19 protein-coding genes are annotated in these 22,678 nt (G+C 72.0%); 11 read left to right on the forward strand and 8 right to left on the reverse strand.

The genetic code is table 11. From position 1 onward, the window contains the following. Positions 1 to 167 precede the first annotated feature (167 nt). Positions 168 to 1,262: a hypothetical protein gene (locus LZ198_RS12530; protein ID WP_253972162.1), complete on the reverse strand. Its 1,095-nt coding sequence runs from the start codon at positions 1,260 to 1,262 to the stop codon at positions 168 to 170. 187 nt (positions 1,263 to 1,449) lie between these two features. After that, on the reverse strand, positions 1,450 to 3,192 hold the full coding sequence (locus LZ198_RS12535; RefSeq protein ID WP_253972163.1) for a GTPase: 1,743 nt from the start codon (positions 3,190 to 3,192) through the stop codon (positions 1,450 to 1,452). A gap of 111 nt (positions 3,193 to 3,303) precedes the next feature. Here LZ198_RS12535 and LZ198_RS12540 point away from each other — a divergent pair, with 111 nt between their 5' ends. Beyond that, a complete protein-coding gene (locus LZ198_RS12540) occupies positions 3,304 to 4,665 on the forward strand; it encodes a thioredoxin family protein (protein WP_253972164.1) in 1,362 nt (453 codons plus the stop codon). A 3-nt stretch (positions 4,666 to 4,668) separates the two neighbouring features. Here the strand turns inward: LZ198_RS12540 and LZ198_RS12545 are convergent, their stop codons facing one another. After that, positions 4,669 to 5,832 (reverse strand): metallophosphoesterase, encoded by a 1,164-nt coding sequence (locus LZ198_RS12545; RefSeq protein ID WP_253972165.1) that lies wholly within the window; start codon positions 5,830 to 5,832, stop codon positions 4,669 to 4,671. Between the two features lie 43 nt (positions 5,833 to 5,875). Beyond that, a complete protein-coding gene (locus LZ198_RS12550; RefSeq protein WP_253972166.1) occupies positions 5,876 to 7,000 on the reverse strand; it encodes a response regulator transcription factor in 1,125 nt (374 codons plus the stop codon). A gap of 534 nt (positions 7,001 to 7,534) precedes the next feature. Between LZ198_RS12550 and LZ198_RS12555 the strand changes: the two genes are divergently transcribed. From LZ198_RS12555 to LZ198_RS12575, 5 genes are all read left to right on the forward strand, one after another. After that, a complete protein-coding gene (locus tag LZ198_RS12555; RefSeq protein ID WP_253972167.1) occupies positions 7,535 to 8,317 on the forward strand; it encodes a hypothetical protein in 783 nt (260 codons plus the stop codon). A 131-nt stretch (positions 8,318 to 8,448) separates the two neighbouring features. Continuing rightward, positions 8,449 to 11,244 carry an Lnb N-terminal periplasmic domain-containing protein gene (locus LZ198_RS12560; protein ID WP_253972168.1) on the forward strand — a complete coding sequence of 932 codons (2,796 nt, stop codon included), beginning with the start codon at positions 8,449 to 8,451 and terminating at the stop codon, positions 11,242 to 11,244. Between the two features lie 685 nt (positions 11,245 to 11,929). Further along, positions 11,930 to 12,391 carry a YajG family lipoprotein gene (locus LZ198_RS12565; RefSeq protein WP_253972169.1) on the forward strand — a complete coding sequence of 154 codons (462 nt, stop codon included), beginning with the start codon at positions 11,930 to 11,932 and terminating at the stop codon, positions 12,389 to 12,391. Between the two features lie 525 nt (positions 12,392 to 12,916). Further along, positions 12,917 to 13,423 (forward strand): GreA/GreB family elongation factor, encoded by a 507-nt coding sequence (locus LZ198_RS12570; RefSeq protein WP_253972170.1) that lies wholly within the window; start codon positions 12,917 to 12,919, stop codon positions 13,421 to 13,423. An 89-nt stretch (positions 13,424 to 13,512) separates the two neighbouring features. Continuing rightward, positions 13,513 to 14,418, forward strand: coding sequence for an MBL fold metallo-hydrolase (locus LZ198_RS12575; RefSeq protein WP_253972171.1), 906 nt, complete (start codon positions 13,513 to 13,515; stop codon positions 14,416 to 14,418). A gap of 3 nt (positions 14,419 to 14,421) precedes the next feature. On the opposite strand, the gene LZ198_RS12580 is transcribed toward LZ198_RS12575, so the two are convergent. Then, the gene (locus LZ198_RS12580; protein ID WP_253972172.1) at positions 14,422 to 15,138 is read right to left on the reverse strand and encodes a class I SAM-dependent methyltransferase; all 717 of its coding nucleotides are present in this window, start codon (positions 15,136 to 15,138) and stop codon (positions 14,422 to 14,424) included. Between the two features lie 38 nt (positions 15,139 to 15,176). Further along, complete coding sequence (locus LZ198_RS12585) at positions 15,177 to 16,190, reverse strand: aldo/keto reductase (protein WP_253972173.1); 1,014 nt, start codon at positions 16,188 to 16,190, stop codon at positions 15,177 to 15,179. Between the two features lie 188 nt (positions 16,191 to 16,378). Here LZ198_RS12585 and LZ198_RS12590 point away from each other — a divergent pair, with 188 nt between their 5' ends. The 5 genes from LZ198_RS12590 to LZ198_RS12610 all read left to right on the forward strand — a co-directional run bounded on the left by LZ198_RS12590 (position 16,379) and on the right by LZ198_RS12610 (position 20,502). After that, entirely contained in the window at positions 16,379 to 17,350 is a 972-nt protein-coding gene (locus LZ198_RS12590) for a LysR family transcriptional regulator (RefSeq protein WP_253972174.1), read from the forward strand. A 96-nt stretch (positions 17,351 to 17,446) separates the two neighbouring features. After that, entirely contained in the window at positions 17,447 to 17,929 is a 483-nt protein-coding gene (locus LZ198_RS12595) for a hypothetical protein (protein ID WP_253972175.1), read from the forward strand. A 144-nt stretch (positions 17,930 to 18,073) separates the two neighbouring features. Further along, the gene (locus LZ198_RS12600) at positions 18,074 to 18,799 is read left to right on the forward strand and encodes an SDR family oxidoreductase (RefSeq protein WP_253972176.1); all 726 of its coding nucleotides are present in this window, start codon (positions 18,074 to 18,076) and stop codon (positions 18,797 to 18,799) included. After that, a complete protein-coding gene (locus tag LZ198_RS12605; protein WP_253972177.1) occupies positions 18,796 to 19,641 on the forward strand; it encodes a dihydroneopterin aldolase in 846 nt (281 codons plus the stop codon). Before LZ198_RS12600 ends, LZ198_RS12605 begins: the two co-directional genes overlap by 4 nt. Before the next feature lie 111 nt (positions 19,642 to 19,752). Next, positions 19,753 to 20,502, forward strand: coding sequence for a queuosine precursor transporter (locus LZ198_RS12610; RefSeq protein WP_253972178.1), 750 nt, complete (start codon positions 19,753 to 19,755; stop codon positions 20,500 to 20,502). Between the two features lie 3 nt (positions 20,503 to 20,505). On the opposite strand, the gene LZ198_RS12615 is transcribed toward LZ198_RS12610, so the two are convergent. Both LZ198_RS12615 and LZ198_RS12620 read right to left on the reverse strand, forming a co-directional pair. Next, entirely contained in the window at positions 20,506 to 21,813 is a 1,308-nt protein-coding gene (locus LZ198_RS12615) for a hypothetical protein (RefSeq protein WP_253972179.1), read from the reverse strand. Positions 21,814 to 21,908: 95 nt separating this feature from the next. Further along, positions 21,909 to 22,676 (reverse strand): ATP-grasp domain-containing protein, encoded by a 768-nt coding sequence (locus LZ198_RS12620; protein ID WP_253972180.1) that lies wholly within the window; start codon positions 22,674 to 22,676, stop codon positions 21,909 to 21,911. Between the last annotated feature and the right edge of the window lie 2 nt (positions 22,677 to 22,678).

A 22,678-nucleotide genomic window follows, 5' to 3' on the forward strand; every position in this document is an offset into this window, starting at 1 on the left:
GGGCATTCGCCGTATCCGGGACGACGTAACAGGTCATGTGCGCCATCGGGAGGGAGGTCCGGCACCGAGCCGATTCAAATATCGGGAACAGCTCGAAAAACAGGCCACCGGGGCATGTAGGCCCGCGACATGTCGAGGTGTGGGTCACCGCGTCGTGACGGCGCGCATCACGCCCGGCGACATGCCACGTCGCCATCCTGCGAGCGGATGAACGCCGTGGTCAGCTCGGAGCCCACCGCGGCGCACAGCACCTCGTAGGTCCGTCGCCGCGCTCCGCCGACGACCGACGGCTGGTGCGCGAGCGTCTCCGGATGCCGGACGAAGATGTTGTAGCCCACGATGCAGCCATCCGCGCGCAGCACGGTGATGCCGTCGGTCGCCATCATCCCGCGCAGCAACTGCCCGGTGGCGCGCACCGCGGTGGCGGCGGCGTCCGTCGGGTCCACGTGGTAGCGCTCCAGCAGGGCCACGGTGTCCAGCGGTCGCGGCAGGATGATGCCGTCGACGAACAGGCTCGAACCCGCGCGCTCCCGAGGCAGCACCGCGACCAGCGTCCCGTGTGAGCCTTGCATCACCTCGAACAGCACGCGCCGGAAGAACCCGCGCGCACGCTCTCGCGCCGCCGAGGCCACGCCCTCCGTGATGGCCTCCGCCAGCTCGTTGAGCACCATCGGCGGCGACGCCGCCTCGACCCGCGCGCCCGACAGGTACACGTGCCGGCACAGGCCGCCCCCGGCCCGCAGCTCCAGCATGTTGTCCGCCAGTTGGAGCACGCCGATGACGCCCGCCTGCGTCTCCTCGGTCTTGCGCAGCCGCTCCAGGGGGGACTCGGCGAGCGGGAAGGGGTCGGTGCGGAAGACGCCGTACGCGAAGCCCTCGGGCACGCGGAGGAAGTACAGGGCCCACCAGCGTCCCTGGCCCAGGGGCGCGCACTGCTTGAGCGCGCGCTGCACGGTGGCGCGTGTGCGCGGCCCGATGCCGATGGCGATGGGGTCGTGCCCGCCGAGCAGCCCGAGCATCTGCCCCAGGTCGTCCCCCACGAACGCCATGGGGAACAGGGGCGCGCCCTCCTCGCGATAGCGCGACAGCGTGACGATGAGCTCGCCGATGGAGTCCGCCGTCTGCGCGCACGTCATCCCGGCTTCGTCCAGGAACGTCCCGACAGCGTCGGTCAGCAGGTGGCGGAAGGAGAGGATGGGCGGTGGGCTGCCCGGGGCGCCGGAGTCCGAGCCGGTCGTCATGACTCGCCCAGCATGGCGCATCGGCGCCGGACACGCACGGCCGGAATGACACTCCGTCTATGCGTCCCAGTGCCTTCTCCCCTCAGTCCCGGTAGGGCCGGCGTTCGAACGTCCCCACCAGCCGAGGACGGCCCGTCACCTTCCGAGCACTCGTCTCGCCGCTCGGGGCGCCCCGCCACCAGACGGCGATGGCGTCGGGAGGTCCTCGTCAGGTGAGCGCGACGCGGGTGGCCTCCAGCCGCGTGGCCGTGCGGTTCCAGTCCTCGGCCAACCCGTCGAGGTGTCCCAGCACGTCGGCGAAGAACCGCCGCTCCAGGGCGTGGGAGAGGGTGGCGCCGTGGGCATCCGCCCACTTCCGGGTGACGCGGGCGCGGACCTGCGCGCCCAGCAGGTCCACGAAGCGCTCCATCAACGGCGTGGACAGCAGCGTGCCCGCCCACACCACCGCGTCGTGGCCGAAGCCCCCCGTGGCCACCGTGACCACCGCCGCCGCGCCCGACGGAACCGAATACACCAGCGTCGTCAACGCCTGGAGCAGCTCCTCCCGCATGCCGCCCTGGAGCTCCTCGGCCACCAGCTCGCGACAGTAGGCATACAGCGCCGCTCGGTCCGCCGCGTGCGCGTGGAGGGCGTCGAAGCCCAGCGGCTCCTCCAGCCGCGCCAGGGTCGCCGGCCCGAAGGCCTCCGCCAGCTTCTCTCGCGTCCGTGCATCCCCGCGCCACGCGGCCACCTCCGGAGCGAAGGCCTCCACCAGCCGGCGCACCCCATCCGTCAGCGTCGCGTCCACCGCCTGCACCGGCGTGTCCGCGCCCTGGGGCTCGGGGCCGGTGAAGGACTGGCGCACCTTGCGGCTCACGAAGGTGAGCGCCGTGGCCAGCCCGCGAAATGGCAGACGCACCCACTTGTGGAACGTGCTGCGCGCATCCAGCTCGTCGCGGAACGCATCGATGAGGATGTCCGCCGGCACGGCCTTGAGCGCCGCCGCGCCGCCCACGCCCGCCAGTTCGTGCCGCAGCCGCTGACGCAGTCGCTCGGGCTCACGCGCGGACCGGGTCGCCGCGCTCGCCACGGCCTCCAGCTCCGCGCGCGCGTCTGCGAGCGAGGCCTCCAGCGCGCGCGCCTTCAGCTCCCGTGCGTGCTCGGCCCGTCCCAGCAGCGCGTTCAACGGGGGCCGTCCATCGAGTGGCGCCGTGGACAAGGGGACGAGGCCGGCCTCCACGTCGGGCTGATGGGGCGCCAGATAGCGCGCGAGCGGCGGGTGCCCCACGTCCGCGGCGAGCTTGTCGAGGTGGCCCCGCGCCACCTCCTCGCGCGAGGCCTCGTTGTAGACGAGCAGGTACGGCCGACCGTGGCCCACGGCCGCGCGCAGGAAGTCCACCAGCGCCGCGTTCTGGTACGTCTGCCGGCTGACCACGAACACCAGCACGTCCACGGTGACGAGCAGCGCCTCGGCGCGCTCGCGGTTCTCGCGGTACACGCTGTCGAAGTCCGGCGTGTCCATGACGAGCAGCCCGCGCGGCACCGCCTCCGCCAGCACCAGATACAGCCGCCCCGCGGGGCCCGGTTGGTCCACGGGCGCGTCGGCCCCGGGCGCCACCGGCACCGTGTCGTAGCGCCGCGTGAGGAACTCCCGCAGCGTCCCCGTCCAGGTCTCCGGGTGCGCGGCGGCCAGGCACTGCTTGGTGAGGCCCCCCTCGGGCCGCGCGGGCGACAACGGCGCGCCCACCAGCGCGTTGAAGAGTGTGGACTTGCCCACATTGTTCGGCCCGGCGATGGCCACCAGCAGGAGCGGCGCGTCGGCGGAGCCCAGACGTGGGAGCAGGTCGCGACGCAGGCGCTCGGCCAGTCGGCGGGCCATGTCCGCGTCCGCTGCCTCGGCGAAGCGCTCGGGGGCGGGGAGCGCGTCCAGGGCGGACGCGAGGGAGTCGCGCAGGGTGTACGGGTCTCTCATCACCGGAGGTCCTCGCACACCACAGCATGCGCGGAGGCGGGTGCCCAGCGGCTTGAGTGCGCCGACGTCGGCGGGGGACACAGGCCCGGGGGCGCGCTAGGGTGCCACCCCATGCGAACCCATGCCGCCTGCCTGCTGCTGCTGGGGCTCGTCGCCTGCACCGCCGCGAACACCAACGCGCCCGCGGAGCCGACGCACGCTGGAGCCCCATTGCCGTTCATCGAGGATGACTACGCCCGCGCGCTCGCGGAGGCGAAGTCGAAGGGCATCCCCCTCTTCGTCGACGTCTGGGCGCCGTGGTGTCACACCTGTCGCTCGATGAAGGCGTACGTCCTCTCCGACAGGTCCCTCGCGCGCCACGCCGGCCGCTACGTCTGGCTGCAGGTGAACACCGACCTGACGCAGAACGCGGCCTTCCAGGAGAAGTTCCCAGTCGAGTTCTGGCCCACGCTGTACGTCATCGACCCGCGCGAGGAGAAGCCGCTCCTGCGCTTCGCCGGGAGCGCCACGGTGTCCCAGCTCGAGAAGCTCTTCGAGGACGGTGAGCGCGCCTACAAGGGTGGCGTCACCGGCGCGGAGGCCCTGCTGGCCCGCGGCGACGCGCTGTATGGCGAGGGCCGCTCCGCCGAGGCCGCCGAGACGCTGACGGAGGCCCTGGCCGAGGCTCCCGCGGACTGGTCGCGCCGTGGACGCGCGGTGGAGTCGCTGCTGACGGCCATGTACGGCGCGAAGCAGTACGAGCCCTGCGCCCGCAAGGCCCTGGAGGTGTTGCCCGGCACGCCGCGCTCGCTGTCGTGGGCGAACGGCGCGCTGCTCGGCCTGTCGTGCGCGCTGTCGCTGCCGGAGGACCAGGCGGGCGGCAAGGAGCTGCGCGCCGCGCTCGACGCGAAGGTGGCCGAGGCCCTGGCGCCGCCCGCCATCGAGATGGCCGCGGATGACCGCTCCGGCCTGTACGAGGTCCGGGTGCAGGCGCGCGAGGAGGAGAAGGACGAGGCCGGCGTGAAGGCGCTCGCCCAGGAGTGGCTCGCCTACCTCGAGGCCGAGGCGGCGAAGGCGCCGAACCCGGACGCGCGCTCCGTCTTCGACTCGCACCGCATGCTGGCCGCCATGAAGCTGGGCGCACCCGAGCGGGCCGTCCCCGCCATCGAGCAGAGCGAGAAGGACCTGCCCCGCGACTACAACCCGCCCGCGCGGCTCGCCACGCTCTACCGCCTCCAGGGGCGCCTGGACGATGCGCTCGCCGCGAACGACCGCGCCCTGGCCCTCGTGCAGGGCTCGCGTCGGCTCTCCGTGCTGTCCGGCCGCGCCGACATCCACGTCGCCCGCAAGGACCCCGCCGCCGCGGCGAAGACGTTGGAGGAGGCCATCGCGTTCGCGAAGACGCTGCCCACCTCGCAGGTGTCCCCGCGCGCGGTGAGCGGCCTGGAGAAGAAGCTCTCCGGTCTCCAGGCGGCGGCCCGGCCCGCGCCGTAGTCGTCAGCGCGCGGCCGTGACGGCGGCGCGGGTGTCCAGGTCGAACAGCTCGTAGTCCTCGACCGGGCACTCGCGCATGCCGCCATCCGTGAAGACGAGCACCGCCTGCCCCGGCGTCGTGGGCGGCGGTGCTCCCCACGCGTAGTCCGCGCGGTCCCCCGTCATCACCAGGTGGCGCACCACGCCGTTGCGTGGGGGCTGCGGCGTCGCGCCCAGCGTCTCGCGCGTGCGCTTGTCGCGTGTGTGACCCAGCACCTGCGTGAGGCCCGTGGGGAGGTGCCGGGGGTCGAAGCGTCGTCGAGGCGTCGGACGGGTGCGCTCCGCGTCCTCGGGCTTCAACGTGGGACGCTGGTAGAAGATGCCCGTGCCTTCTCCTCGGGACGCGTTGCCCGGGAGGTGCAGGCCCGGCAGCTCCAGGGGCCCGCGGCTCCACCCGCGCACGGCCGCGTCCATCACCTCGTTCAGCGTCCGCGCCACCGCGCCCGCGTCCGCGTGGTGCGCGGGAGCGAGCGCCGCCACCTCCAGGTCCTCGCGCGTGACGCCCGCATGCAGCACCACGAGGTCGGGGGCCGCCGCGTGCGCCACGCGGAAGCGACGGGCGCGCAGCAGGTGCGCCACCCAGGCGCGCTGGACCTCGCGGAAGTTGCCGAAGTCGCGGGCCACCAGCTCCGCGCTCGGCGCCTGGGGCCAGCGCGCGAGGAACTCCCGCTCCTGCACCTCGTCCGTGTGGCCTCCCTGGTAGACGCGGTCCGCCTCCTCCTGGGCGGCGGCGAAGGTCGCGTCGGTGAAGTCCGCCAGCTCTCCCACGCGGCCCAGGTCGTGGTTGCCCAGCAGCAGCACCACCTGGTCCTCGGGATGCGCGGACAGCCAGGCCACCAGCTCCAGCGCGCTCGTGGCGGCGGTGTCGCGCTCCTCGGGCCTGCCCCAGTCGAAGTGGTCTCCCACCGAGACGAGCTGCACGTCCGGCTTCAGCCAGCCGTCCTCGCCCAGCAGGTCGTGGTGGTCGAGGATGCGCAGGACCTTGTCGAACTCCGCCTGGGGGTCGCCCATGGCGATGCGGCGGCGACGGGGGACGCCGTCGGCGGGCGCGGAGAAGGGGCCGGTCGCCACCGCCTCCCTCGCACGGGAGCGGGCGGCCTGGATGCGGATGTCACGGGTGTCGTTCACCGCCCCATTCTAGACGCGGGACGCCTCGCGTCGCGCGAGTTGCTCAGGACGACTGGAAGAAGCGCGCGATGAGCGCCGAGCGGCTCTCCACCTGTGCCTTGGCCAACAGGTGCGTGACGTGGACCTCCACGGTGCGCTCGGCGCAACCCAGCCGTCCGGCGATGGCCTTGTTCGTCTCGCCCTGCACGATGTGCGTGAGGACCTCCGACTCGCGCGCGGTGAGCGACCAGCGCGCGGCCAGCGCCTGCACGCGCGCGGCGGCGCTGGAGGCGGTGCCCGTGTCGATGGCCAGGTAGTGCGCGGGGAGCCCCGTGGTGCGCAGCGGCGTCAGCGTGAGGGGCCCTGAACACGGCACGCCCTGAGCGCCGCGCTTGAGCTGCTCGGCGAGCTCCGGCTCGCCCCGCTCCAGCCACACGCGGCCCGCGCTGTTGGCGTGGACGACCCGGCCGCTGCCGCTCACCACCCACGCGGCGCGGCCGAGCGCCTCCATGGCCACCTCCAGCGCGGTGGACATGAGGCCCGACTCGCGCAGCCGCGTCTCCATCGTCAGCCGCCGCTGGAGCGTGGGCGTCAGCGCCTGGAGCAGCCGCTGCTCCCGCTCGGTGAAGGGCTCCTCGCGCGTCAGCCCCACCCAGCCCAGCAGCGCGGGGCCCTCGCACACCAGCGTGCGCAGGAAGGCCATGCGCTCCATGCCCAGTTGCCGGAACACCGCGCCGGAGCGGTGGTTCACCCGCTCGCGCTGCGCCGCCAGCTCACTCTCGCTCCAGCCCAGCCGCCGCCCCACCTCGTACGCGGGCACGTCGTGCAGCGGCATCTGCTGCGCCTCGGACTCCTTCAGCGAGCGGAAGTGCAACGCGCGGTTGCGCTGCACCGGAGCGGGCCGGGCGGGATCATACCAACCCCACGGACTCTCCCGCTGCGACATGAACGTGTCGAGCGCCTCGAAGATGGCCCCGGGCTCCTGCGGGAAGCCCGAGCTGAAGGAATAACTCACATGGTAGCGATCCGGCCCCACGTCGACGCCGTAGGCCACCGCGCGCTCCGCCTTCAGCGAGTCGCGCAGTGCCCCCAGCACCGTAGGCAGGGATTCCGCCCCAGGCTCCGCCTCTATGAGCAGGGCCTCCAAATCAGACAGGAGGCGCTGCTCCTCGGAATTCAAACGAATCAAGATTTGCTGAGTATACGCTGACAATGCGTGGCGCCCAGTCCCCGGCCCGTGGTCTGGGAATGAGAGGTGTTGAGCGCCAGGCCGCAACCCTCCCTCTGGTCCTGGGTCTTGGGGTGGAAGTCGACATCAGGGCTTCCCCGGATGGAATTTTCGACAGCGACCAAAGGACAATGAACCGCCGGCCCACCGGGGGGGAGGGCCGCCATCGCGGTATGTTTCATGTGAGCGCGCGCCGGGGTCGGATTGTCGACGCCCGGCGCGCCGCCCTTGAGCGCTGCGGGGCTCCCTGGGATTGCTGTCAGCCTGGAAAACTCTGGCGTGCATGACATTTCGCACGAGGAGCCTCCAGGCGCGAAGTGTTCGACGCACGCTTGTGACGCGTGTTACGCGCCTTGCCGCGGTGGGTCACCCGCAAGGGCGCGAAAAGCCATCCGTCGGTGCGTCGGCACGTCCTTGGCTATGCGGTTCGGTGAGGCAAACGCTCACATGAAGCCCACCAGAACGAATGGTCATTCACCGTCACGGGTGTCTGGAATGAAGACGAAGAGCCTGGCGAAGCGAGCCGTCTGCCTGGTGTTGCTGATGACTGCGGGAGGCTGCCGTACGCCAGGGGCGATGGGGCAGCAGGGAATGAGTGCGTCGGAGAACTCCTCGGACGGCTCGAACTCGAACTCGGGTTCGGGCGAGTCGTCGGGTGACTCGAACCACTCCTCCAATGAATCAGGCGAGTCGAGCGAGGGCTCGAACCACAGCTCGGAGGAGGGCGGCTCCAGTGAGTCACGCTCCAGCAAGCAGAGCGAGTCGGGCTCCAGCGAGTCGGAGAGTGGAGGAGAGGGCAAGGACTCGCGCTCGGAGACGAGCAACCGCGGGAACAAGGACGGACGCATCGTCTCCGCGACGACAGTGGCGGCCACGGTACTAGGGCTCGGCGTGGTCATCTGGCGCGCCTACGTCGCATCCGAGCGGCGGGAGCGGGCCCGCGCGGAGGAGGTGGGACGCGCCGCCCAGGTCTATCTGCGAGCCCGCACGCACCAACTGCGCGAGGACCTGGCCCTCGGCGCGGGCCCCACGGTGGAGGACCTGGCGGAGGCGGCGCACATCCGCCGGGAGAACCTGGGCACGTTCGGCCGGCTGCTGCGCACGCACCGCCGAGAGCTGCTGGAGATGGCGGACGCACGCACCCTCACCCCCGACCGGGCCTTGGCGTGGCTGGAGCGGGTGGGCGAGCTGGCGCGCTCCGATGCTCGACTCGACGAGGACCGACGGGCCTTCCTCTCCGCCAGGAATCAGGAGGCCTCGGCGGAGGTGGCGCGGTGACGTCGGGCCGCGCCGGGGTGCTGGCGCTGCTCTGCCTGCTGCCGACCTTGTCGGTGAGTGCGCCCGCGTGGGCCGTGGATGGGGGCGCCGGGCCGTCGACCTCACGAGGGCCAGCCCGTCCGGACGCCCTGATGACTGCTGTCCCTCGGGACGTGGCTTCCCCGGCGCGTCCCGACGACGTGGACCCTGTCGCCACCGGGCTGGTGACGCGACTCCAGGCCTTGGAGCGACGGGGACTCCTGCTGCGTGGCTCCGAGGCATGGGACGCGGCCCTCGTCTCGGACGTGGAGGCGGGCCTCGCGGCGTTGCCACCCGCGATGCGCCGCTTCCCTGGGGGGCCCCTGGAGCTGGTCCTGCACGCGGCGTCCGCGCCGTTGGGGTTGGGGGATGGAAGCCCCGAGCGTCCCGACTGGTCGGAGGGGCGGGGGCGCTTCCACCTCTACCGTTACGCCCCGTCCTCCGAGCGGCGGGCGATGCTGCGGCTGTCGCGACTGACGGACGTGGAGGCGGAGCGGCTGTGGCGACGGCGCGCGGTGGTGCACGCGGTGGTGCAGCGGTGGGACGACGCGCTCGGGTGGAGTCGCGACGCGCAATGGCGGCGCCTCTCGGGTTGGATGAACCCGTTCGAGCGTCCCCTCGTCTGGAAGGAGCAGGCTCGCCTCCATTATGCCGGTGCCTTCAGCCGCGCATTGGGCGCGCGGAGCGCGTCGCTCGACCTCGTCACCTTCGCGGAGGAGCTGCTCGTCCCCGTGGAGTCGCTGCGCGAGGACGCGTTGAACGTCGATGACCGCGTGAGGTGTCAGGAGTTCTCCAAGGCCGGTGCGTTCGCGCGATTGGTGGAGGACTCGGGCCTGGGGGCCTTGGCGTGGCGCGGAGCGTGTCCGGCCTTCGATGCCTGGGCGGAGCTGGACCTGCTCTCCCACTTCGAGGTGTTGCTGGTGGCCGCGACCGGGCGCCAGCCGGAGTCCCTCTTCGGCCACCTGTTGCTGAAGCCCGTCTGGCGCGAGGGCGCGCGGGTGCGTGGGCCGACGTTCGAGCGCGTGGTGCAGCTCGTGGCCCTCACGGGCATGGAGCCCCGGGGGCTGGGGTACGTGGTGAAGGGGATGACGGGCGGCTACGACACCGTCTTCCTCACCGGGACGATGGGAGACCTCGCGCACGAGGCGCTGGAGCTGGAGCAGCGCACCATCCGTCGTTTCCACCTCCGGCTGACGCGAGGCGAGGAGGCGCGGATGCTGGAGCGGGTGTGGGAGCTCGAGCGTCGCGGGTACATGGGCTACTACTTCTTCACGGACAACTGCGCGAGCGCGCTCCTGTTCCTCCTCAATGGTGTGCTGGAGCAGGGCCGCGAGGTCCGAGCCCCCGGGACGTTGTGGGTGCTGCCCACCGCCACGCTCGACGTGTTGGCGCGCGTGGAGGTGCTCGGCAAGGACGGTCGCGCGGGGCCGTTGCTGGCGCTCGTGCCAGATGCCTTCGAGTCGACGGGGGACCGCGCGGTGCGCGCGAGCGTGTCGAGGGACGCGGCGCTGGATGGGCTCGTGGGGAAGGTGGATGAGACAGGGCTCGCGAGGCTGAGACGCCTGGACGAGCGACTCCAGTCACCCGAGCCCGAGGCGCGGCGCGCGGCCTATCTCGAGTTGCCAGCGCTCGTGCGCGGGGTGCTCGGTTCGTCGACGGGGGCCGCTCGGCGTTCCGTGCGTGAGCTGCTGCACGCGTATGTGGCGCACGCGGTGCGGGTGGAGCGCGCGGCGGTGGACCGCGCCGAGGGAGAGCGGCTGCGCATCGATCGCACCCGGCTGCTCTCCGTGAATGCACCGGTGGAGGGCTCCGCCGCGGCGGGCCTGCGTGAACGTCAGCGCGTCTTCGAGCGGGAGGACGCGCTCCAGCGGAAGCTGGCGGTGTTGGACCGGACCACCGTGTTCCAGGACGCGTTGGCCACCGCCCCCAGACGTCTGCCCACGCCCCAGGAGTTGAAGGCCCTCGTCCGGGCCGAGCGCACCGAGGCGGCCTTCGCCGCCGCGACCGACGCACAGGGCGAGCTGAACGACGGCGTGTTGTCGGAGGTGGACCCGATGGCCTTCCTGGGGGAGGACCATCGACGCAAGGTGGCGGCGGAGTCCGCATGGGCCGCGTCGGCGCTTCGGGACTCCGGCGCGGGGCGCACCGTGGTGAGCGTGGGCATGGACTTCCCCGACGTGGGGGGGCCCAGGCCCGTGGTCAGCGTGCGGACGGCGGGCATGGCGGAGGCGCTGGGCGACGCGAGGCTGCACGGCTTCCAGCCGAGCAGCGAGCTGCGGGTCCTGGATGGTGAGCTGTCGGTGGAGCCGCGTTGGGGCATGCCCCGGTTGGTGTCCACCGACATGACGCTGCTGGGCTACCGCACGTTGCAGCGCGAACTGCCCCGCTTTCGCGAGTCGGTCTGGGATTCGCTGGGCTGGGGCGCGGAGGCGCGGGTGGCCTCGGATGCCTCGCGGCCTCTGCCCTATCGGGCCACGGTGCAGGCGGAGGCGTTGGTGGTGGTGGACGAGGCGGAGCGCTTCTCCCGCTTCACCGCGCTGGGCATCGGTGGTCTGGCGCGCATGCACTGGAGCGAGGGCATGCTGGCCCCTGCGGCGGGGCCCCGCTTCTCACTGGTGCATCGGTCGGGGCTGCCGGGTTCTGGGGCCAATGCGGTGCGCGTCGAGGCGGCCTATGCCCCCACCTGGCGCATGGGGGATTCGCGCTTCGTCCACGAGGCGGGGGCCTCGCTCCAGGTGGAGTGGTGGCTGGGCCGCGCCGGGCCCTTCGGTGTGTTGCTCACTCCTCGCGCACAACTGCGCTGGGAGGGGACACTGTCTCCACCCGCTCGACACGAGTCACCGTCTCGGTCCTCATGGTGGGATGGAACCGTGGACCGCCGGCTGGCAGTAGGTCTCGAGGTCCGGTGAAGTACTCGGACGTGATGGGCCGGCTGGCGGCCCCCGTCGCCGCGCCGACGAGGACGCTGATGAAGTGCAGCACCGCCCAGACCCAGAAACCGAGGCCGGAGTAGATGCGCAGCGAGTTGTTGCCGGCGAGGAAGGTCGCGAGGGCGATGATGAGCGGCACGCCCACGCCACACACGACCGCCGCGGAGAGGGCCCGCTTCATCCGGCCCGCGTGGTATCCGCCGAGGGCGCCCGCGAACAGCCCGTTGAAGAGGGGCGCGAAGAAGAGCGGGAGGCTGGTGATGAACATCACCGCCACGCTGACGAGGAAGCGCTTGTGGCGAAGCTGGAAGTTCTCGTCCCGCATCCCGATACCGGGTGGCAGCTCCTCGTAGCGGTAGTCGCGACGGACGTCCCGGACGTAAGGGGGCGTCGCGGACTTCCTGTCGGTGCGAATCATCTCGACCATGACTCCAGGCCTCCCTGGGGGACGAAGTTCCCCGGTTGTTTCTCAGGTGGCATCGGCGGTGGAGATGCGGAAGGGCCGCCGTCCGCCTCGGAAGCCGGGCCTGCTTGCGGCCCCCCGACTCCTTCCCCTGGATTCTCGGGAATGCAGGGCACGAGGCGTCGTGGCGGGCTTGGCGGGAGGGTGACTGCGGCTATGCTGCGCGGCCCGTTGTCCCCTTCACGTCCATCTGGAATCGCCATGAGCCTCCGTCGAGCCCTGCTGACCTCCGCCCTCGTTGCCTCCTCCCTGCTCTCCGCCTGTGCGCTGCGCCCGACCTACCAGCAGGTCGTGCAGGCGCCCGGCTCCGACAGCGTCACCGCGGGCCAGACGGTGGTGCTGCGCGTGGTGGACGGCGCCGGCAAGCCCGTCGAGGGCGCCCGCGTCCTCGCTGGTGAGGGCCGCACGCGCCTGTCCGCGACCAGCGACGCGGAGGGCATCGTGAAGGTCGAGGTCTCCGGCACGTTGCTGAAGGAGAACCCGCTGGTCGAGGTCATCAACCCGCGCGGTGTGACGTCCTACCGCATCGTGCCGGTCCCCACCGTCGAGGCCCCTGTCGCGCCCGAGACGCCGGCGGCTCCCGAGACCGAGCCGAGCGCTCCGCAGACGCCCGCCGCTCCGGAGGCGCCTTCCTCCGCGACCCCGCCCGCCCCGGCGACCTGAGTCGCTTCCCGGTCCTCCACGCGAGCCCTGCTGTCGCCTCGCGTGGAGTCTCCTCACGGAGTCGCGGTCCGCGCGGAGCGGGCGAAAATCGTCCCCGCGTGACCCGGATGTCCACGCACGTGAACAGCGTCGCCTCCGAGGGGACTCGAGTTCCCTCGTGAAGGGGGATTCACCGCTCGCCATGACGAGGGCGTTGCGCCTCCAGGTTCCCCGGGAGTGCCGCGCGTCGTCGTGAGCGGCCTCCCAACGCGCGAAGCGGTCTCACGCGCGGACCCTGCGTGTGCGCTCGGGCGACGAGTGGCTGATGCGCGCTCGAAGCCCGAGCAAGCCCTGGTATCAGGCGGGCGCTCCAGGAGACGCCTCCACGGAGCCACGGGCTTGCCTGTCTTCGCCCGTATGCACTCCTTGAACGTGAGCGGCCTGTGAAGGCGCGGGATGGGCGCCACCGCTTCCTCCCCCACCTGGAGGGCGGGCGCGGTACATCTCGTGAGCGGGACGTCCTCGGACGGGGGAGTGGAGAAGGGCATGTCGAAGGCATTCACGAAGGAGGACTCGGGCGGGGACGACGTGGTGGTGCCGCCGCGCCCCCGGTCCGAGTCCGGCGAGAAGCGCTACATCACCCCCGACGGATACCGCGCGCTGCAGGAGGAGCTGTCGGCGTTGCAGGGGCCGGATGGTGGGGCGGAGGGGCTCACGCCCCTGGAGGCCGGCGTGCGCCGCAAGGAGCGCGAGCGTCGGGTGCAGCAGCTCGCGGCGACCTTGGAGGAGGTCCGCGTGGTGGAGCCGGACGGCTCGCGGGCCGGGCGCGTGTTCTTCGGCGCCTGGGTGGTGTTGGAGGACGAGGACGGTGCGCGGACGCGCTACCGCATCGTCGGCCCTGACGAGGCGGACGTGAAGTCGGGGCGGCTGAGCGTGGAGTCCCCCCTGGCGCGGGCGCTGCTCGGCAAGGAGGTGGGGGACGCCGTGCTGGTGGAGCGTCCCCGGGGCGCCGTCGAATACACCGTGGAGGCGGTGGACTACACGGCGCGGTGAGTCGCGTGCATTTGCGGGCCCCGTGCGACGCGGATGGTTATCGTGCCACCCCGTCTCCCACACCCCGCTGTGTCCGTCGGAGCTCCCCCATGAGAAGCGTCCTCGCCGTCCTCGTCGCGGCGCCCTCGCTGGCCCTCGCCCAACCCACGGGCTTCGAGAAGGTGCAGGTGACGAGCACCCCCGTCGCCGGCAACGTGCACCTGCTGATGGGCGCGGGCGGCAACATCGCCGTGTCGGTGGGCCCGGACGGCCTGCTCATCGTCGATGACCAGTTCGAGCCGCTGGCGCCGAAGATCCACAAGGCGCTCGACAAGCTGAGCAAGGCGAAGATCTCCTACGTGCTCAACACGCACTGGCATCCCGACCACACCGGCGGCAACGCGGTGTTCGGGCGCGAGGGCCGCATCGTCGCGCAGCGCGAGGTGCGGACGCGGCTCGTCGCGGGTCGGAACGACGGACCGGGTGGGACCATCGCCCCCGCGAAGAAGGAGGCGCTGCCGGTCATCACCTACGACACGGGCATGTCGCTGTACTTCAACGGCGAGGAGGTTCGCCTCACGCACCTGCCCGCGGGCCACACGGACGGCGACACCCTGGTCTACTTCACGAGCTCCAACGTGATGCACACCGGTGACCAGTTCGTCCTGGACGCGTTCCCCTTCATCGACGTGGGCAGCGGTGGCTCGCTGGACGGCTACGTCCGCAACGTGGAGCAGGTGCTCCAGACGCTGCCGCCGAACGTGAAGATCATCCCCGGCCACGGCGCGCTGACGGACCGCGCGGGCCTGGAGCGCTTCGTGGCGATGCTGCGCGAGACGGTGTCGCTCGTGCGCACCCGGCGTGACGCGGGCAAGACGCTGGAGCAGGTGAAGGCCGAGGGCCTGCCGGAGAAGTACAAGTCCTACGGAGAGGGCTTCATCAAGCAGGACGTCTGGCTGGAGTCGGTGTACCGCGGCCTGGAGAAGGGCGCGGCGAAGGCCACCGACGGCAAGTAGCGCTCAGCGCTTCGTGGCGATGACCGTCGCCAGCGGCGTGAAGGGTGGGGGGAGGATGCCGTCGCGCACCTCGACGGTGAGGCCCTCCGCCTCCAGCAGCGCCCGGGCCCGGGGCACCAGGAACGTCAGGTAGTACATGACGAAGGGCGGCTTCCACAGCGCGTTGCGCACGCGCATGGCGGCGTTGAAGCCCCTGGCCATCCAGAGACCCGGATGAAGCAGGGAGGGCGGGTGGCCGGTGACGAAGAGGAACCGACCGCCGGGCCGCAGCGCCCGAGCGATGCCTCGCACCAGTCGGGGCTCGTCCTCCTCGAGGATGTGGCCGAACGCGCCGAAGCTGGTGACGACGTCGAACGCCGCGTCGTAGGGCAGGTCCAGCGCGTCGCCCCGGGCGAACTCCAGCGCCGCGGTGCCGGGCGCGCCGGACAGCCGCCGCTCCGCCTCCTCCAGCATGCCCTGGCTCAGGTCGAAGCCGACGACGCGCTCGCGGGCGAGCGGGCGCAGCATGCGCATCGCGGCGCCGGTGCCGCAGCACACGTCGAGCGCGTCGCGCACGCTGCCCGGTGGCCCCAGGGCCTCGACGGCGGCCTGGAGCACCGGGTCCGGCGTGCGGAACGGCGTGTAGTCGAACTTGGGGGCGAGCAGGTCGTAGCCTCTCTCGACGGACGAGAAGGCCTGCTCGGCCAGCTCCAGCAGGGTGGGCCCTTGGCGGTGGAACATGGTGCTCCCCGGTGTACCGCATCCCGGGGAGGAAGGGGCTACGCCCGCTTCTCGCTGTCCAGGTGCGCCATGGCGGCCTGGGGGTATCGCTCGCCCGCGGCGGCGCCGGCTGGCACGGCCTGTTCGATGGCTTGCAGATCCGCGGCGGTGAAGGCGACCTCGGCGGCCCCGAGCGCCTCGGTGAGCCGCTTGCGCGAGCGCGCGCCGACGAGCGTGACGATGTCGTCTCCTCGCGACATCACCCAGGCGATGGCCGCCTGCGCGACCTCGATGCCGCGCGCCCGCGCCACCTCGCGCAGCGCCTCCACGAGCGCGAGGTTGTGCTGGAGGTTGTCGCCCTGGAAGCGGGGGCTGTTGACGCGGAAGTCCCTCGAGGTCAGCTCCCGCCGCGGGTTCCAGTGGCCCGACAGCAGGCCTCGTGACAGCACGCCGTACGCCGTCACGCCGATACCCAGCTCACGCGCGGTGGGGAGGATGTCCGCCTCGATGCCGCGCGACAGCAGCGAGTACTCGATCTGGAGGTCGCAGACCGGGTGCACGGCGGCGGCGCGGCGCAGCGTGCTGGCGCCCACCTCCGACAGGCCGACGTGGCGCACGTAACCCGCCTTCACCAGGTCCGCGAGCGTGCCCATGACCTCCTCGACCGGTGTCTCGCCCGCGATGCGCGCCGGACGGTAGATGTCGATGTAGTCCGTGCCCAGTCGCTTCAGGCTGTACGCCAGGAAGTTCTTCACCGCCTGCGGGCGCAGGTCCACCGGACCGAAGTTGCCGGCCGGGTCGCGCATCGCGCCGAACTTCACCGACAACACGACCTTCTCGCGGTTGCGGCCCCGCAGGGCCTCGCGGATGAGCAGCTCGTTGTGGCCGGAGCCGTAGAAGTCCCCGGTGTCGATGAGGGTGATGCCCGCGTCGAGCGCCGCGTGAATCGTGGCGATGCTCTCCGCCTCGTCCGCCGGGCCATAGAAGTCGGACATGCCCATGGCCCCGAGGCCGAGGGCGGAGACGGTGGGGCCCGTGCGGCCGAGCCGACGGGTGGTCATCTGGGTCGTCATGGCGCTGCTCCTTGAAGGAAGAACCTGGGTGCGACATCCCGCTCCCGCCGCTCCAGCGCCGCTGGCTGGCCGCTGGAACACCGTGCGCGGTGAGCCAGATGTATTGTTCGGCGCACGGGCGATAAACTGCGCCGCATGGAATGGGCTGGTCGGAATTTCCGACCAATCCGGGCAGGGAGGCGAGCGCGATGGACAGGTTTCGGGCGATGGAGCTCTTCCTCCGGGTGGTCGAGACGGGCTCCTTCACCGCCGCGGCCCAGGCGCTGCGGATGCCGCGCACCAGCGCGACGACCGAGCTGCAGGCGCTGGAGGCGCATCTCGGTGTGCGGCTGCTCCACCGCACCACGCGGCGCGTGTCGCTCACCACCGACGGCGCGCTCTACTACGAGGAGGTCCGCCGCCTGCTGAAGGACCTGGCGGAGGTGGAGTCGGGGCTGGGGCACTCCGCCGCGAGCGCGCGCGGCCGCATCCGGGTGGATGTCCCCGCGGCGGCCGGGCGCCACCTCATCGCACCGGCCCTGCCCGGGTTCTTCGCGCGCCACCCCGACATCGTCCTGGAACTGGGCTCCAGCGACCGCCCGGTGGACCTGGTGGCGGAGGGCGTGGACTGCGTGGTGCGCGGCGGCGACGTGCACGACGAGTCGCTCGTGGGCCGCCGGTTGGCGCACCTGCCGGTGGTGACGTGCGCCGCGCCGAGCTACCTCGCCGCGCGGGGCACGCCGCGCACGCCCCACGAACTCGAGGGCCATGTCTTCGTGAACTACTTCTCCTCGCGCACCGGCCGCGTGTTCGAGGTCGACTGGCGCCCACCGGGCAGCGGACCGGACGCGCAGCCCGTGGTGCGGATGGCGCGTCACCTCGTCGCCGCGAACGACTCCGACACGTGGATCGCGCTCGCCATCGCCGGGTTGGGCATCCTCCAGACGCCGTGCTCCGCGGACGTGCGCGCGCGCCTCCAGCGCGGCGAGCTGCGCCTCCTCATGCCCGGCTGGCACAGTGAGCCGCTCCCCTCCAGCATCCTCTACCCCGCCTCCCGCCACCTGCCCGCGCGCGTCCGCCTCTTCATCGAGTGGCTCACCGCGCTCTACGTGGACGAGGCCCGGACCGCCGAGCGCTTCGTCGCCGAGGCGGAGGCCCGCGCCCTGTCCGGGGGGATGTAGGACCTACATCGGAGCCATGCCTCATCTCCGAGGGATTGAATGTTCCGGAGGGACCCCCGTCAGAAGGTTCAACACGGACGACGGAGGTTGAAGGACATGGCTTTCAAGACTGCGATCGCGACCCTGGTTCTCGGCACGATGTTCTTCGGCTCCACGGCGGCCCAGGCGGCGGACGGCAGCGTGCGCGACTGGGCGGGGCAGCAGGCCCGCCGCGACGACCGCCGCGACGATCGCCGGGATGACCGCCGCGACAACCACCGCGACTACTACGAGGCCCACGTCCACTCGCGCGACTGCCACCACGCTCCCGCGCCGCGTCCTCCGCCGCGCGCCCAGGGGCGCTACGAGATGCAGACGGTGAATCGCTGGGTCGAGGGCCGCTACGAGCGGGTGTGGGTGCCCGAGGTCTGCACGGAGCAGCGTCGGGGCCGCCATGGCCGGGTGACGCACTGCACGGAGGGCCGCTTCGAGCAGCGCTGGGTGCCGGGCCGGTACGAGCAGACCACGGAGTGGGTCTGGGTGTCGCACGAGCGCAACGACTGGCGCCCGGTCTACCGCACGGCCAGCTACCACCCGTAGTCGACGGGGATTGAAGGAATCGTTCCGGGGGGAACGGGAAGAAGCGAGGGGCGGTGCCGGGATACGGGGGTATCCGGCATCGCCCTTCGTGTTTCTCAGTCCGCCGGTGCCTTTCGCGGCGCGGCCTGTTAGTCAGTGCGCCGCATGGGCACCGCATTCATCACGGGGGCCGGCATCCGCGTGGGCAGCGCGGTGGCTCGGGCTCTCGCTCATGCCGGGTATGACCTGGCGCTCCACGCGAATCGCTCCATCGTCCCGCTCGAGGCGCTCGCCGAGGAGCTGCGGGCCCTGGGCCGCCGCGTCACCCTCCACGCCGCCGACCTGGGTCAGCCCGACGCCGTGGAGCTCCTGGCCGCCCGGGTGCGCGAGGCCTGGCCCGCGCTCGACGTCGTGGTGCACAACGCCGCCCTCTACGAGCGCGTCGACTTCGCCGCCATCACCCGCGCGCAGTACCACACGATGCTCGCGGTGAACCTGGACGCGCCGTTCTTCCTCACCCAGGCGCTGCTCCCCGCGCTGCACGCCGGCAAGGACCCGCTGGTGGTGCACATCACCGACATCGGCGGCGAGCGGCCGGTGAGCCACTACGCGCACTATTCGGTGAGCAAGGCGGGGCTGCTCATGCTGACGCGGGCGCTCGCGGTGGAGCTGGCGCCGCGCGTGCGCGTCAACGCCGTCTCGCCCGGCGTGGCCGCCTTCCCGGAGAGCTTCGACGAGGCCGCGCGGGAGGAGGTGCTCCGCCGCGTGCCCATGGGCCGCTCGGGCACGGTGGAGGACATCGCGCGCACGGTCGTCTTCCTCGCGCGCGAGGCGCCCTACATCACCGGCCAGGTCATCGCCGTCGACGGCGGCAGGAGTGTGCAGCTATGAGCGCGGAGCAGGCGTTCCAGCCCCCCAACGTCACCGATGCCCACGGCCGTCCGCTGGACATCATCGAGCTGCGCGGCCTCACCGTCGACTGTGTCGTGGGCATCTACAACCGCGAGCGCGTGACGGCCCAGCCCCTGCGCCTGGACGTGGCGCTCTTCCTCGACACGCGCAGCGCGGCGACGGGCGGGCGGCTGGCGAACACCGTGAACTATGGCCGGCTGACGGGCGAGCTGCGCTTCCTCCTGGAGGCCTGTCGCTTCGAGCTGCTGGAGTCCTCCGTCGAGGCGGTGAGCCGCTACCTGCTGGCGCCGCCCACGGGGGATGCGCCGCGCGCGCAGGTGCTCGCGGCCACGGTGCGCGTCATCAAGCCGCTGGCGCTCGGTGGCGTGGCGACGCCGTCGCTCCAGGTGCACCGCACCGCGGAGGAGATGGTGTACGCGAGCGAGGAGCGGTCCTTCGGCAGGGTGGAGGCCATCCACGAGGGCGCGGGTTACGGCATCTACCGCCTGCGCGTGAAGCCCGGCGGCGGCGTCCCCGCGCGGGCGAACCCCCGCATAGAGGAGAGCGAGCTGGTGCTCGGGCCCGGGCTGTTGTCCCAGGGGCGACCGGTCGAACGCGGCATGGCCTTCCACTGGCCCCGGGGCTTCCCGCACCGCTACGACAACCCGTCCTCGACGGAGCAGACGGTGCTGTGCGTGTACCGGCCGCGCTACCTGCCCCTGGAGTCGGACGCCCTCTCCGACGAGCCGCCCGTGACGCCGCTGGAGCCCGTGGCGGGGACCTCGTACTACCCGCACGACGAGCCCGCGGCGCCGGGACTTCACGCCGAGCGTCACCTCTGAGGGCGGGCGGGAGCCCGGGCCCCACCCGGCTCGTCCGGTGGGGCCGGGGGCTACTGCTGGACGAGGCAGGCGCGGTATGACGCGGGCTCGGCTCACAAGGAAGAAGACAGGATGAACCTCGACAGGCGGATGCAGCTCTTCGTGGTGCTGGCGGCGGTGTTCGTCACCTCGCTCGTCGTCGGAGACCTCATCGGGGTGAAGCTCTTCGAGGCGCACCTCGGTCCCGTCGTGGCCGTGATGTCCATCGGGATGCTGCCCTTCCCGGTGACGTTCCTGCTGACGGACATCCTCAACGAGTTCTACGGCAAGAAGGCCGCTCGCTACGTCACCTGGGTGGGCTTCTTCATGGCCATCTTCGCGTACGGGGTGATCGCCATCGCCGTGCAGGTGCCGTGGGCGCCGCTGACGCGCGCGCCGGACTTCAAGGGCACCGTGGAGAGCGCGTTCAACAACGTCTTCTCCGGCTCGCAGCGCATCCTGGTGGCGTCGATGGCGGCCTACCTCGTGGGCCAGTTCGCGGACATCGCCATCTTCAACCTGCTCAAGCGCGTCACGAACAACCGGCTCCTGTGGCTGCGCGCCACGGGCTCCACGCTGGTGTCGCAGCTCATCGACACGACGGTGGTGCAGTTCGTCGCGTGGTCGGGTGTGCTGCCCACGGCCACCATCTTCAGCATCATCTACACGTCGTACTTCGTGAAGCTGTTGATCGCCGTGGGCCTGACGCCGTTCATCTACCTGGGCCACGGCTTCGTGGAGCGCAAGCTGGGCATCAAGCCCGTGGTGCTGGGCGCGGACGGAGAGCCGCTCCCGGAGTCCCCGGAGCCCGTCCCCGTCCCCGTCGCGTCGAACACGCTGTGAGGTTCACGGCACCCAGCGCTGCAGGAACAGGTCCGAATCATCCGCGGTGAAGTCTCCGCCGCTCGCGAAACTGTGCGTGCCGCGGAAGCTCCCCACGCCCACCACGTCGCCGCCGGAGACGAAGGTGAGGTCCGTCAACGACGGGGAGGCCGCGCACGGCTCCGCGACGTGCGCCTGATGCCACAGGGGCTCGCCCCGGGGCGACAGCCGCGTCAGCTCCGCGCCGCACGTGCCGCGCCAGAGCACCGCGCCACCACCCTCCGGGTCTGGCGCCACGCGCGCTTCGAGCGAACCCTCGAGGCCACCGCTGTCCGCCACGTGGCTCCAGAGCGGCCGCCCGGCGGCATCCGCCGCGAGCACGAAGGCCGTGCGCGGGCAGACGTCGTCCACGCAGGTGGGGGACAGCACGGCGCCTCCCCAGTGGAGCGGGGCGCCGAGGTCGCCGGTGAGCAGCATGCCTCCGTCGTGGGTGAACGCCACCTGGGTGAAGACGGGCGCGTCCGGCCCCACCTCCAGCTCCCAGTAGATTTCCCCCACGGGGGACACGCGCGCGATGAAGCCGATGCTCTCGAAGGGGGTGACGGGACGGCGCCCGGCCAGCACCGCGCCTCCGTCCGAGTCCAGCGCGACGGCGGACGCGGAGGTCATCGCCGGAATCTCCTGGGACCAGCGCGCGGCGCCTCGGGGGTCGTAGCGCGTGACGAGCCGTCCGTGGGCCACCAGGACCTCGCCGTCCACGTCCGGCGTCACCGCCTTCACCGCGCCCGTGGCGCGCGCCCACAGCGGCGTGCCGTCGTCGGCCAGCTTCGCGATGAAGTGGCTGTCGGTGACCAGGCTCTCTCCCAACCTCAAGCGACCCTCGACCCTGCCCCCGAGGAAGAGCTCACCCGTGGGGCCCACGGCCAACCAGGTGCCGTGCGCGCTGGCCACCGTGGACTCCGAGGGCTCGGGGACGAACCGCCGCGCCCACACCACCTGTCCCTCCGCGCCGTGGTGGGTGAGGGTGAGCACCCGGTCCCCCGCGTCGGACGCGGAGGTCCCCTCCTCCGTGGGCGTGGAGCTCCCGAGGACGACGACACCGCCCAGGCCGTCGGAGGCCACCGCGATGGCGTCCTGTCCGCCCGCCGTCCGGGTGTGCACCGTCCAGCGGGTGTCTCCGGGGCGGGGCTTCGGTGGGGTGGGGGGCTCGGGTTCGGGAGGGGGCTCCTCCTCGACGGGGGGCTCCGGCGGGGAGGCGTCACCGCCACCACAGCCGAGCACCAGACCCGCGCAGAGCGTCAGCGTCGCCGTGCCTTGCCACCACCGTCTCATGTCGACTCCCCGAGATGAAGTCCGCCCTCCGGCCGGACGCCAAGCTGGGGTGCCCGGCGCTCCGAGGCAAGGTGGGCGTCGGGGAGTGAACGCTCTCAGCCCGCATCGGCGCGCGAGGTGAGGCCGGTGAGCTCACACCAGCGCGCGACGGTGAGTGCCGTGTAGTCGACGGAGGGCAGGCCATAGGCGCCCAGCGAGAAGCCGTCGTTCCACTCCACCAGCGCCGTCTCTCCCGTGTCGAGCACGCCGAAGTCGAGCGCGTAGCCCGCCGTCGCCTCGCCGGAGGACTCCAGTCGTCGCACGGCGTCCTCGACGAGGGCCGGGTCCACGGACACGGTGGGGTCGCCCGCGTAGTGGCGCAGCCCCACCAGGGCGCCCCGCACGACGAAGGCGCGGGACTCACTGCGGAAGCGCACCACCGTCGAGCAGAGCAGCGGTGTGCTCGCCCCGGCCCGCTCCAGGTACAGCAGGTCGTCCGCGTCCTGGAACACGTGGCCGGTGAAGCGCTTGCGACGTCCCAGCGGCTTGGCGAACACCGGGGCGCTCGCGGTGTCGAGCAGGTCGGCCGTGAGCTGCCGCACCGTGCTCCGCCACAGGCGCCGGTGGAGGAGGGACTGGAGGCTCGCGGGGTAGTCGTTCGTCGGCGGTGGCTCGAGGCCGAGCTGCTTCAAGGCCCCCAGCACGGAGGGGACGTGACCCGCGACGAGCGTGTCGGGGGCCAGGGGGAGTTGGCGTCGCTCCAGGCGCTTGGGGGTGAAGCACTCGGTGGGGATGCCCAGTTCATGCAGCCCCTCCAGCAGTTGACGCATCTCGGGCTCCATCCGCCCGTGACCTTCCTCCTGGATGAAGGCCCGCTGGAGCATGC

The organism is Myxococcus dinghuensis (assembly GCF_024198235.1).
Taxonomy (GTDB): Bacteria; Myxococcota; Myxococcia; order Myxococcales; family Myxococcaceae; genus Myxococcus; species Myxococcus dinghuensis.

What these genes read in the sequence shown, in the direction of transcription:
- LZ198_RS12575 (WP_253972171.1), top strand. Translation starts at nt 13,513, where the DNA reads ATGAGAAGCGTCCTCGCCGTCCTCGTCGCGGCGCCCTCGCTGGCCCTC.
- LZ198_RS12610 (WP_253972178.1), top strand. Translation starts at nt 19,753, where the DNA reads ATGAACCTCGACAGGCGGATGCAGCTCTTCGTGGTGCTGGCGGCGGTG.
- LZ198_RS12615 (WP_253972179.1), bottom strand. Translation starts at nt 21,813, where the DNA reads ATGAGACGGTGGTGGCAAGGCACGGCGACGCTGACGCTCTGCGCGGGT.
- LZ198_RS12600 (WP_253972176.1), top strand. Translation starts at nt 18,074, where the DNA reads ATGGGCACCGCATTCATCACGGGGGCCGGCATCCGCGTGGGCAGCGCG.
- LZ198_RS12605 (WP_253972177.1), top strand. Translation starts at nt 18,796, where the DNA reads ATGAGCGCGGAGCAGGCGTTCCAGCCCCCCAACGTCACCGATGCCCAC.
- LZ198_RS12595 (WP_253972175.1), top strand. Translation starts at nt 17,447, where the DNA reads ATGGCTTTCAAGACTGCGATCGCGACCCTGGTTCTCGGCACGATGTTC.
- LZ198_RS12590 (WP_253972174.1), top strand. Translation starts at nt 16,379, where the DNA reads ATGGACAGGTTTCGGGCGATGGAGCTCTTCCTCCGGGTGGTCGAGACG.
- LZ198_RS12530 (WP_253972162.1), bottom strand. Translation starts at nt 1,262, where the DNA reads ATGCGCCATGCTGGGCGAGTCATGACGACCGGCTCGGACTCCGGCGCC.
- LZ198_RS12540 (WP_253972164.1), top strand. Translation starts at nt 3,304, where the DNA reads ATGCGAACCCATGCCGCCTGCCTGCTGCTGCTGGGGCTCGTCGCCTGC.
- LZ198_RS12535 (WP_253972163.1), bottom strand. Translation starts at nt 3,192, where the DNA reads ATGAGAGACCCGTACACCCTGCGCGACTCCCTCGCGTCCGCCCTGGAC.
- LZ198_RS12620 (WP_253972180.1), bottom strand. Translation starts at nt 22,676, where the DNA reads ATGCTCCAGCGGGCCTTCATCCAGGAGGAAGGTCACGGGCGGATGGAG.
- LZ198_RS12560 (WP_253972168.1), top strand. Translation starts at nt 8,449, where the DNA reads ATGACTGCTGTCCCTCGGGACGTGGCTTCCCCGGCGCGTCCCGACGAC.
- LZ198_RS12570 (WP_253972170.1), top strand. Translation starts at nt 12,917, where the DNA reads ATGTCGAAGGCATTCACGAAGGAGGACTCGGGCGGGGACGACGTGGTG.
- LZ198_RS12585 (WP_253972173.1), bottom strand. Translation starts at nt 16,190, where the DNA reads ATGACGACCCAGATGACCACCCGTCGGCTCGGCCGCACGGGCCCCACC.
- LZ198_RS12565 (WP_253972169.1), top strand. Translation starts at nt 11,930, where the DNA reads ATGAGCCTCCGTCGAGCCCTGCTGACCTCCGCCCTCGTTGCCTCCTCC.
- LZ198_RS12580 (WP_253972172.1), bottom strand. Translation starts at nt 15,138, where the DNA reads ATGTTCCACCGCCAAGGGCCCACCCTGCTGGAGCTGGCCGAGCAGGCC.
- LZ198_RS12555 (WP_253972167.1), top strand. Translation starts at nt 7,535, where the DNA reads ATGAAGACGAAGAGCCTGGCGAAGCGAGCCGTCTGCCTGGTGTTGCTG.